General features: G+C 70.5%; 10 protein-coding genes. 3 read left to right on the top strand and 7 right to left on the bottom strand.

The genetic code is table 11. From position 1 onward, the window contains the following. The 6 genes from A9X04_RS15780 to A9X04_RS15755 all read right to left on the bottom strand — a co-directional run. Positions 1–676, bottom strand: a 676-nt coding sequence (locus A9X04_RS15780) for a Mur ligase family protein (RefSeq protein WP_231985743.1), incomplete at its 3' end; no start/stop codon positions are given. 203 nt (positions 677–879) lie between these two features. Continuing rightward, the gene (locus tag A9X04_RS15775; RefSeq protein ID WP_156764378.1) at positions 880–2,937 is read right to left on the bottom strand and encodes a penicillin-binding protein 2; all 2,058 of its coding nucleotides are present in this window, start codon (positions 2,935–2,937) and stop codon (positions 880–882) included. Next, positions 2,934–4,163 carry a hypothetical protein gene (locus A9X04_RS15770; RefSeq protein WP_067922040.1) on the bottom strand — a complete coding sequence of 410 codons (1,230 nt, stop codon included), beginning with the start codon at positions 4,161–4,163 and terminating at the stop codon, positions 2,934–2,936. The genes A9X04_RS15775 and A9X04_RS15770 overlap by 4 nt, the downstream gene beginning before the upstream one ends. Then, a complete protein-coding gene (gene rsmH / locus A9X04_RS15765; RefSeq protein WP_156764377.1) occupies positions 4,160–5,365 on the bottom strand; it encodes a 16S rRNA (cytosine(1402)-N(4))-methyltransferase RsmH in 1,206 nt (401 codons plus the stop codon). Before rsmH ends, A9X04_RS15770 begins: the two co-directional genes overlap by 4 nt. Beyond that, positions 5,340–5,771 carry a division/cell wall cluster transcriptional repressor MraZ gene (mraZ, locus tag A9X04_RS15760; protein ID WP_066913393.1) on the bottom strand — a complete coding sequence of 144 codons (432 nt, stop codon included), beginning with the start codon at positions 5,769–5,771 and terminating at the stop codon, positions 5,340–5,342. Before mraZ ends, rsmH begins: the two co-directional genes overlap by 26 nt. Positions 5,772–6,153: 382 nt before the next feature. Beyond that, the gene (locus tag A9X04_RS15755) at positions 6,154–6,555 is read right to left on the bottom strand and encodes a DUF3040 domain-containing protein (protein WP_067922035.1); all 402 of its coding nucleotides are present in this window, start codon (positions 6,553–6,555) and stop codon (positions 6,154–6,156) included. 315 nt (positions 6,556–6,870) lie between these two features. Here A9X04_RS15755 and A9X04_RS15750 point away from each other — a divergent pair, with 315 nt between their 5' ends. Next, positions 6,871–7,482 carry an N-acetyltransferase gene (locus A9X04_RS15750; protein ID WP_067922032.1) on the top strand — a complete coding sequence of 204 codons (612 nt, stop codon included), beginning with the start codon at positions 6,871–6,873 and terminating at the stop codon, positions 7,480–7,482. Positions 7,483–7,577: 95 nt separating this feature from the next. Further along, a complete protein-coding gene (locus A9X04_RS15745) occupies positions 7,578–8,225 on the top strand; it encodes a DUF3153 domain-containing protein (protein ID WP_067922046.1) in 648 nt (215 codons plus the stop codon). On the opposite strand, the gene A9X04_RS15740 is transcribed toward A9X04_RS15745, so the two are convergent. Then, positions 8,222–9,106 (bottom strand): mycobacterial-type methylenetetrahydrofolate reductase, encoded by an 885-nt coding sequence (locus tag A9X04_RS15740; RefSeq protein WP_067922029.1) that lies wholly within the window; start codon positions 9,104–9,106, stop codon positions 8,222–8,224. The genes A9X04_RS15745 and A9X04_RS15740 overlap by 4 nt on opposite strands. Before the next feature lie 202 nt (positions 9,107–9,308). Between A9X04_RS15740 and idsA2 the strand changes: the two genes are divergently transcribed. After that, positions 9,309–10,367, top strand: coding sequence for a bifunctional (2E,6E)-farnesyl/geranyl diphosphate synthase (gene idsA2 / locus A9X04_RS15735; protein ID WP_067922026.1), 1,059 nt, complete (start codon positions 9,309–9,311; stop codon positions 10,365–10,367). Positions 10,368–10,416: the final 49 nt, after the last annotated feature.

Here is a 10,416-nt window from a genome sequence, read left to right as displayed (position 1 = left end):
GCGACAGGTTGGTGAAAGCGCCCACCGCGAATCCGGTGCCGTCTACCCGGCCCAGCGCCAGCGCGTGGCTGGACACCTCCATGACGACGGTGTCCACCCCGCGCTCGGCCATCGCGGCGAACATCGCCTGCAGCGCGGGAGCCTCCGGGGTGGTCAGCGCGCTGGGAACGTCGGCGCCGTCGATGCGGATGCCAATGGTGCCGATCAGGCCGGCCGTCCGGCCGGCGGCGCGCAGGCCGGATTCGACCAGATACGTCGTCGTGGTCTTGCCGGAGGTGCCGGTGATCCCGACGACCGTCACCCGCTCCGACGGGTTGCCGTACACCGTGGCGGCCAGGGCACCGAGCACGGTGCGGGGCGCCGGGTGCACCAGCGTCGGCACGGTCGGGGCGGACGCGCCCATTTCCGCCACCCCGGCGGCATCGGTGAGCACCGCGACGGCGCCGCGCTCGATCGCCTCGGCCGCGAACCGGGCCCCGTGCGTCGTCGCGCCGGGTAATGCGGCGAACAAGTCGCCGGGCCGGATGTCCTGGGCGCGCAGCGCCACACCGATGACGGCCACGTCGGGCACGGCGGTGCCGCGGTCCGCGAGTACCGCCCCGACCTGGGCCGCGAGCGCGGGCAGGCGCGATCCCGCGCCCGCGCTGGGCCGCAAACCAGTGGGCACCGGCACCACCTGTTCACACCTCCTGCACACGCCGCGTGATCCTCATGATCGGCCATGACACCCTACCGAGAGGCACCCGCCACCGCGGTGCGCTCGTCAATCGAGTGTGCGTTGAGGGCCTTCAGTGTGCGTTGAAGGCGTGATTCGGGCCCGGATGCCGCCCTGAGCGCACACGCAACGCGTCACCGCACGATCGGCGACCCGCCAGACCGCTAGGTGGCCTGCAGCGTCAGCGGCGGACCGGGATCGGGCGACAGCGGGACGTTCTCGCGCTGCATGAGCCAGCCGGCGATGTTGTGGAACAGCGGGGCGGCCGAGTGGCCCGGCGTACCGTCCGCGTTGCGCTCCGGGTTGTCCATCATGATGCCGATGACGTAGCGCGGGTTGTCGACCGTGGCCATTCCCGCGAAGGTGATCCAGTAGACGTTGTCGAAGTAGCAGCCGCACGCCGGGTTGATCTGCTGAGCGGTGCCCGTCTTGCCGGCCATCTGGTAGCCCGTCACCGCGGCGGCGGGCCCGGTGCCCTGCTGGTAGCCCATCGGGTCGCGTTGCACCACCGCGCGCAGCATGTTCCGCACGGTCTGGGCCGTCTGCGGCGAAACCACTCGCACGCCTTCGGGACGCGGTTCTTCCGTGCGGGTCCCGTCGGGCGAGATGGTGGCCTTGACGATCCGCGGCGGAATGCGCACCCCGTCGTTGGCGATGGTCTGGTACATGCCGGCCATCTGCAGCAGCGTCATCGAAAGGCCCTGGCCGATTGGCAGGTTCGAGAACGTGCTGCCCGACCACTGGTCGATGGGCGGCACCAGCCCGGCGCTCTCACCGGGCAGCCCGACGTTCGTGCGTTGCCCCAGGCCGAATTTGCGGACCATGTCGTAGAACCGCTCCGGGCCGACGCGCTGGGCGAGCATCAAAGTGCCGACGTTGGAGGACTTTCCGAACACACCGGTGGTGGTGTAGGGCATGACGCCGTGGTCCCACGCGTCGTGGATGGACACTCCGCCCATCTGGATGGTCCCGGGCACCTGCAGCACCTCGTCGGGATTGGACAAGCCGTACTCGATCACCGAGGACGCGGTGATGACCTTGTTCACCGAGCCGGGTTCGAACGGCGACGACACCGCCAGGTTGCCCAGCTGTTTGTCGCCCTGACGCCCGATGTCCTGGGACGGGTCGAACGTGTTGTCGTTGGCCATGGCCAGCACTTCGCCGGTCTTCGAATCCAGCACAACGGCCGAAACGTTGTGCGCGCCCGAGAGATTCTTGGCCTGCTGGACCTGCTGTTGCACGTAGAACTGGATGTCGTCGTCGAGGGTCAGCTGGACCATCGAACCGTTGACCGCCCGGTGCCGGTTGCGGTAACTGCCGGGAATGACGACGCCGTCCGATCCACGATCGTAGGTGACCGAGCCGTCGGTTCCGGACAGCACCGAATCCAGCGACTCCTCCAGCCCCAGCAGCCCGTGACCGTCCCAGTCGATGCCGCCGACGATGTTGGCCGCCAACGACCCGCCCGGGTACTGCCGCAGATCCTGCCGCTCCGAGCCGACTTCGGGGTATTTATCGGAGATCGCGCTGGCGACAGCGGGGTCGACTGCGCGGGCCAGATAAACGAAGTTCTCGTCGCTCTGCAACTTCTTCAGCACGGTCGCCGAATCCGGCTTGTTGCCCAGCCGGGTGGCGACCTCCTTGGCGATGTCCCGCAGCCGCTGCTGCGGATCGGGGGCCGCCGAGTTCTTGTTCTTGGCCTCGTCCAGCTGCTTGCGAATTCGCTTGGGCTGGAACGTCAACGCGCGCGACTCGGTGGTGAACGCCAGCTGATCCTTGTTGCGGTCGACGATGCTGCCGCGCACCGCCTTTTCGACGTCGGTGACCTTGAGCTGGCCCGCGGCCTGGGCGCGCAGCGAGGGCGCGTTGGTGACCTGCAGGACGAACAACTGGGCCGCCGCCACCACGATCAAGACCCCGATGGCCGCGTTTCCCGCCCGGTGGCGGAACACGAACGACGCGCCGCGGCTGCCCGCCTGCACGAGCTGCCGGGTGCGCCGCTCCCGCGCCGAGTGCCCGGTCCCGTCCTGCCGGTCGGCCGGCCCCGCTTTCCCGGTGGCCTTGCCCTCCTTGGCTCTCCAAAACCTCTTCGGCTCGCGGACGTCCTTGGCCTGCTGCTTCGCCCGCCGTTTCGGCTGACGAATCCCCTTGGCCTCCTGGGCTTTACGAGGACCGCGGGTGGGCTGCGATCGCCGGGCGCGGATGGAGTCGCCGGGGCTCACCGGGGCGCACCCGGCATCGCGACGGGCCCGGGCGCCGCGGGCTGCGGCACCAGCACCGGGGCGGCGGGGACAACCCCTTGTGGCAGTGGGGGGACAACCCCTTGAGGAAGGGCGGGGGCGACCGCCTGGGGAACAGCGGGCGCCGGCGCCCGCTGCACCGGAACCGGCACCTCCGCGGGTAGCGGCGCGGGCACCTGACCGGGCGGCGGAACCGGCAGGCCGCCCAACGGGATCGGCACCTCGGCGGGCAGCGGCGCGAGCGCGGGGCCCGCCGACGGCGCGGGCAGTCCCGGCACCGGCACACCCGATGCGGGCAGCGCACCGGGTCCCGTCGCACCGGCGGGCGCACCCGGCGTGCCCGGCAGCTGGGGACCCGCCGGTGCCAGGTGCTGGCCACCCAGCGTCGACGCTCCGTCCGGTGCGCGCAACAGGGCCTCGGGCCCGGACCGCGCCGGCGGGGCCGCCACGGGGTCGGGCTGCAGCCGAACGGGGACCTCCGCGGGCGGCGCCGGCGGCGCCGGGGGCTGCGGCGGACCCTGTTCGGGGAGCTTGCTGTTCAACGGTGGCGGCGGCACCCCGTCCGCCGGCTTGGGCGTGCCGACCACCACCCAGTTCCCCGACGGGTCCTGCACCAGGTGCGCGGTGTCCCGCGTCGGGATCATCCCCAGCTTGCGGGCCGCCTCCGCCAGCGCCGGCGCGGATTCCGCTTCGCGCACATCGCGTTCCAGCGCCTCCTTCTGCTGTTGCAGCAGCCGGGTCCTCTCGCGCGCGTGACTCAACTTGTAGGAGCGCTCGGCGGAGTCCGTGGACAACCACAGCGTCAGACCAAGCCCGAGACCGAGCGCGCCGATGATCAAGACGACGAACGGAACCTTGGCCGCCAGCGTGCGCGGCCGCAGGTCGATCGACGCGAGCCGGGTGGCCAGCCGCTCCGCTAGCCGGGGCCGGACGGCCTTGGGCGCCTTGGCTTTCCGCGCCTTGGCCCGAGCCTTGGCCTGGCTGGCGCTTTTCGGCCGGCCCGACCGCTCCGCCGGCCGGGTGATGGGGCTGGTTTGCGGCCCGGACTTGTGCGTTCCGGCCTCGCGGGTGTTCGCCGAGGCCGGCCGGGTGCGCCGCGGCGACACCGAGTCGGCGGTGGCGCGCCTGCCCTTGCGGGCCGAACCGTCGCGTCCGCTGCGGCGGTCGCCACCGCCGCGGCGCTTCGGCGCCTCGCGCTTTACCTTCATGAGTCGCCTTTCCCGCTCGCCTGCTGTGATTGCACCCGCTGCTCCAGCCGTTGCAAGGCCCGTAATCGCACGGCGGCGCTGCGAGGGTTGCGTTCGATCTCGGCCGCGTCCGCGCGCTCGGCGCCGCGCGTCAACGACCGGAATCGCGGCTCGTGGCCGGGAAGTTCGAACGGAAGGTCCACCGGCGTCCGCGAGGCGACCGCGTCGGCGAACACGCGTTTGACGATCCGGTCCTCCAGCGATTGGTAGGCCAGCACGACGATGCGTCCGCCGGCAACCAGCGCGTCCAGGGCGGCGGGCAGCGCGTCACGCAGCGAGCTCAGTTCGTCGTTGACCGCGATCCGCAGGGCCTGGAAGGTGCGCTTGGCCGGATGCCCGCCGGTGCGGCGGGCGGGCGCCGGAATCGCTTGGTAGAGCAGGGCTACCAACTCCGCGGTCGAGGTGAACGGGGCGCGGGCGCGCCGGCGGACGATCTGCGCGGCGATGCGGCGCGCGAACCGCTCCTCGCCATAGCGGTGCAGGATGTCGGCCAGCGCCGCCTCGTCGTAGGTGTTGACGATGTCGGCCGCGGTCAGCGGCGAGTCCGGGTCCATCCGCATGTCCAGCGGCGCGTCCTGCGCGTACGCGAAGCCGCGTTCGGCGCGGTCGAGCTGCATGGAGGAGACGCCGAGGTCGAAGAGCGCGCCGTCGACGGATTCGGCCGGCGCGCAGCCGGATTCGGCGAGGGCTGCGGCGAGGCCGTCATACCGGGTGTGCACCAGCGTGACCCGGTCGGCGAACGGGGCCAGCCGCCGCCGGGCGATGTCCAGCGCGCTGGGGTCGCGGTCGAGTCCGATCAGCCGCAGGCCGGGCAGGTCGGTGAGGAAGCGCTCGGCGTGTCCGCCCGCGCCGAGGGTGGCGTCGACGAGGGTCGCTCCCGAGCCGTCCGGGTTGTGCCGCGTCAGGGCGGGGGTGAGCAGCTCGACGCAGCGGTGCAGTAGGACGGGCACGTGGCCGAAGTCGTCTGAAACATCTGCCACCGCAACGCCTCCCCGGGCCTGGCGGGCCGCCCTCAAACCTCTGTCGGCCCGAAGGGCCGCCCTTGCACCCGGGTCCCTGTCCGAAGGCGCGAACCTGGCGTTGGGGAAGTACGCCAGGGTCGGTTCGGGCAGAGGCCACGATGCACGGGCACGCGCCTCAGATGATGTCGCCGAGTGCTTCATCGCTGGCCGCGGAGAAGTTCTCTTCGTGGGTCTGCTGGTAGTCGTGCCAGGCTTGCGCATCCCAGATCTCGAGGTAATCGACGGCTCCGATCACCACGCAGTCCTTGGACAGGTTCGCGTACCGGCGGTGGTCGGCCGACAGCGTGATCCGCCCCTGCGCGTCGGGATGCTGCTCGTCGGTGCCGGCGGCGAGGTTGCGCAGGAACGCTCGGGCCTCGGGGTTGCTGCGCGACGTCTTGCTCGCCCGGCGCGCCAGCTGTTCGAATTCCGCCCGCGGGTAGACGGCCAGGCTGTGGTCTTGGCTCTTGGTGACCATCAACCCCCCTGCCAACGAGTCGCGGAACTTGGCGGGCAACGTCAGCCGCCCCTTGTCGTCGAGTTTGGGCGTGTAGGTGCCGAGAAACACCAGCTCACCTCCCACACCGGTCACCCAAACACTTCAGCCACCATACCCCACAGTCCCCCACTTTGCCCCATTGTTGGGGTGTCGTCGCCGACTTTTCCGGCTCAGCCGCCACTATTGGCCGCCACAAGGGCACCCGAGGGCCGGTGCAGGCCGGTCGCTACCCCGCCGTGATGTACGAAAACCACACGTCAGACGCCCGGAACGGCCGAGTGGGGCGCGGTGGGGCGCCACGGTGGGGCCCGAAGGGGCGTGATCCGTGCGCCCGGGACTCGATTTGGGATCGATTGGGAGTCAGCCGGGACTCGGCGTGCGCACGGTCAGCGCCGCCCGGGCACGAAAAACGGGGCAGCCGCGACGGCTACCCCGTGTCGTTTGCGGTCCGCTACTCGTCGAAGCGGCGGCGGAACCGATCCTCCATGCGACTGGTGAACGAACCGCCGCCCTTGTTGCGACGCTGGCGGGCCGACCCCGGCGCCGACCCGGACCGGTCCGGCCTGCCGGCCAGCCGCGGCCCGGTGATCGCGTAGACCACGCCGCCGAACATCACGATGAATCCGAAAACGCTGAGAATGGGGAAGCTTCCGATCATCGTGGCTTTGAACGCCACCCCGGAAACCAGCATCGCCAAGCCGATGACGAACAACGCCGCGCCCTGCAGGCGCCGCCGCGCGGTCGGCGCGCGGAACCCTCCGCCACGGACGCTCGACGCGAACTTGGGGTCCTCCGCGTAGAGTGCGCTCTCGATCTGATCGAGCATCCGCTGTTCATGATCGGAGAGTGGCATTCGTCCCTCCTTGCCGACAGTTTGACACGTAACTATCGATAGCACGCGGATGCCCGTTGTAAAGGCAACTAACACAAATGATACGAGGTCGATCTGCGCTGTACCACCGGTTCGGCAGCGATTCTATCCCGCCCTCACCCCGACATCGGCGCCGCCCACACGGCAACCCGACTGTCGCAGCGGCCGGCCCGTCGGCCCCCGCAGGCCCCTACCGGACCGCTCGGCGCGCGGAGTGCGACCGCGTCGGATAATGGCGACAGCGGCACGGGGCCGGACCAATACCTGAAAGCCACCGGATGAGGAGGGCACCGCGAGTTGGCGATATTCCTCATCGATCTGCCGCCGAACGATATGGAGCGCCGTCTCAGTGACGCCCTCAGGGTCTATGTCGAAGCGATGCGATACCCGCGGGGCACCGAGAACCAGCGCGCCGCTATGTGGCTCGAGCACATCCGGCGACGCGGGTGGCAGGGCGTCGCCGCCGTAGAAGCCGACGCGGCCGAGGCGCCCGGCGGCCCACCCCCGCCGACCGCCGACCTGCGCAACGCCCCATTGCTCGGCGTGGCCTACGGCTATCCCGGGGCGCCCGGGCAGTGGTGGCAGCAGCAGGTGGTCCTGGGGCTGCAACGCGGCGGCTCGCCGCCCGCCGAGATTGCCCGGCTGATGAACAGCTACTTCGAGTTGACGGAGTTGCACATCCATCCACGCGCGCAGGGCCGGGGGCTCGGCGAGGCGCTGGCCCGCCGGTTACTCGCCGCCCGCCAGGAGGAGAACGTGCTGCTCTCCACGCCGGAGACCAACGGCGAACCGAATCGCGCCTGGCGGCTGTACCGGCGGCTGGGCTTCACCGATGTCATCCGCGGCTACCACTTCGCGGGAGACCCGCGCGCGTTCGCGATCCTGGGCCGCGCCCTGCCGCTGCAGTGACGCGGATCTGGCACGATGACCTCGTGCACGCCGGCCCTCCCCCGCTTCGAGCCCGCGGGTTCACGCCCCGTCGGCGCCGCCTGCTGGCCATCGCGATGCTGCTGCTCATCGTGCCGCTGGCCAGCGGCTGCCTGCGGGTCCGGGCATCGCTCACCATCTCGCCCGACGATCTGGTCTCCGGGGAGATCATCGCCGCGGCCAAGCCGAAGACGCCCAAGGATTCCGGTCCCCAGCTCGACACCAACAACCTGCCGTTCAGCCAGAAGGTGGCGGTGTCGAACTACGACAGCGACGGCTACGTCGGGTCGCAGGCGGTGTTCTCCGACCTGACCTTCGCCGAGTTGCCACAGCTGGCGAACATGAACACCGACGCCCAGGGCGTGAACCTGTCGCTGCGCCGCAACGGCAACCTGGTGATGCTGGAAGGCCGTGCGGACCTGACGTCGGTGACCGACAACGACGCCGACGTCGAGCTGACCGTCGCCTTTCCCGGCGTGGTGACCTCCACCAACGGTGACCGCGTCGAGCCCGACGTGGTGTCCTGGAAGCTCAAGCCGGGCGTGGTGAGCACCATGACGGCCAATGCGCGCTACACCGACCCCAACACCCGCAACTTCACCGGGGCGGGCGTGTGGCTGGGCATCGCGTCCTTTGCCGCGGCCGGCGTGGTGGCCCTGCTCGCCTGGATGAGCCGCGACCGCTCGCCGCGATTCACCGCGCCGCGCGACCATCCGCCCAGCTAGGGCGACCAGTAGGCCAGCATCTCCGCGAAGGTGTGGAAAGCGGGCCCGGACACCCCATAGGTCGCCTCGAAATGGATGCTCAACGGGAAGCCGAGCCCGGCGACGCCGTCGATCACCCTTTTGTACAAGTCGACCATGAGCTGGCGCTTCTTGTCCGGTTCGCTGGCGGCCAGCCTCTTGACGAACTCCTGCTCGCCGGCCACCGCGGCGTTGCCCGGATCCTGGATCAGCCAGTTGATCAGGCCGACGCGGCTCTCCACCTTCGGCACGAAGCCGAAGGACAGCAGGAGTTCGGGCCGGTGATCGGTGTTCTTGGCGAAGTCGGTCAAAAAGCCCACGATCGCGTCGGAATACAGCAACTGCGTCATGCCGTACGTCGCGCCCTGGTTGCATTTGAAGTTCAGCCGGCCCTGTTCGCCCTCGCGGGTGGGGATCACGATCACGCCGCGGTTGCTCACCAGCTCGCGATAGATCGACAAGGCGTCGGTCGGCGCGACGCCGGAGCCTTCACCGTCGTTCATCGTGCGCGGTACCCCGACGAAGACGACGCCTTCCATCCCGGCCTCGCACAGGGCGGTGAGTCGCTGGCGCAGCGACCCCTCGTCCATGAATGCGGTGACCTGCGTGCACAGCCCGCGGAACCCGGGCAGCTCCGGCTTGATGATCGACCAGAAGTCCAGCACGTCCAGCTTCTGCTTCATCGGGACGGGACGGTCGTCGTCCTCGGCGATCATGCCCGGGATCATCACGTGCCGGATCCGGCCCTCGAGGCCGAATTCGGCCGAGTACCGCACCACTTTCGCCGCGTCCTCGAGCGCCCGCTCCTTGCCGTCTTCGACATTGGGGGGCACCAACTCGAGCGCGATGGTGTTGAGGCTCACGCGGCTCCTCTCCTTGCCGGGCCGGGCCGCGCTGCGCCACGCAGCGCCCGGACACCCCCGCCAGCATAGGGGCGGGATAGTGAGGCAGTCGAAGCAACTGGGGGCGCGCAAGCCACATAAACTGTCGGCCCTAGAGACATGCCGAGCAGAAAGGGGCGCCGCGCTGAGCCAAAAAGCCGCACCCGCAGCGGCGACCGTCGAGTTGACCGGCGCCATCACCGAGGAACTTCGGCGGTACCTGCGCGACCGGCGCGCCCAGAGCGCCTATATCGGCTCTGAAGGCGCCGACTTCGACGCCCTGATCGCGGCGTTGGAAGATTTCGTGCTCAACGGCGGAAAGCGGCTGCGGCCCGCCTTCGCCTACTGGGGCTGGCGGGCCGTGGCGACCGGGGAGCCCGATCCCGAAGCGTTGCTGCTGTTTTCCGCGCTGGAGCTGCTGCACGCATGCGCGCTGCTGCACGACGACGTGATCGACGACTCGTCCACCCGGCGCGGCAGGCCCACGATTCACGTCCGCTTCGCGGCGCTGCACCGCGACCGGGACTGGCGCGGCTCGCCCGAGCGGTTCGGGACGTCGGCGGCCATCTTGGTCGGCGACCTCGCCCTGGCCTGGGCCGACGACATCGTCTTGGGCCTCGAGTTGGCGCCGGACGCCCGGCGGCGCGTCCGGCGGGTGTGGGCCGACATCCGCACCGAGGTGCTGGGCGGGCAATACCTCGACATCGTCGCCGAGGCCGGCGCCGCCGAGTCGATCGCGTCGGCGATGAACGTCGACACCTACAAGACCGCCTGCTACACGGTGGCGCGGCCGCTGCAGCTCGGCGTGGCCGCCGCCGCGGACCGCCCCGAGGTGCAGGCCGCCTTCGCGGAGTTCGGGACGGACCTCGGCGTGGCGTTCCAGCTGCGCGACGACGTACTGGGCGTCTTCGGGGACCCGGAGGTCACCGGCAAGCCGTCCGGCGACGACTTGAGGTCCGGCAAGCGGACCGTGCTGCTGGCCGAGGCGATGGAACTGGCGGACAAGTCGGATCCCTTGGCGGCCAACCTGTTACGGACCTCGATCGGCGCACGGTTGACCGACGCCCAGGTGGCCGAACTGCGCGGGGTCATCGAGTCGGTGGGCGCGCTGGCCGCCGCCGAGCAGCGCATCGCCGCGTTGACCGACCGCGCGCTGGCGACGCTCGCGGCCGCACCCGTCAACGCGGCGGCCAAGGCGGGGCTGGCCGAGCTGGACCGCATGGCCACCGACCGGTCCGCCTGAGCCGATGACGACCCCGACGCACATCCCGCCGTCCGACATCCCGGGAACG

This window comes from Mycobacterium sp. E3247, from assembly GCF_001667785.1.
GTDB lineage: Bacteria > Actinomycetota > Actinomycetes > Mycobacteriales > Mycobacteriaceae > Mycobacterium.
The sequence above is the reverse complement of the archived record's forward strand: the minus strand, read 5'-3'. Positions and strand labels throughout refer to the sequence as shown.

Bases quoted from the DNA above. Each gene is read 5' to 3' on its own strand.
- A9X04_RS15770 (WP_067922040.1), bottom strand. From the start codon at position 4,163: ATGAAGGTAAAGCGCGAGGCGCCGAAGCGCCGCGGCGGTGGCGACCGC.
- rsmH (WP_156764377.1), bottom strand. From the start codon at position 5,365: ATGAAGCACTCGGCGACATCATCTGAGGCGCGTGCCCGTGCATCGTGG.
- A9X04_RS15755 (WP_067922035.1), bottom strand. From the start codon at position 6,555: ATGCCACTCTCCGATCATGAACAGCGGATGCTCGATCAGATCGAGAGC.
- A9X04_RS15745 (WP_067922046.1), top strand. From the start codon at position 7,578: ATGCTGCTGCTCATCGTGCCGCTGGCCAGCGGCTGCCTGCGGGTCCGG.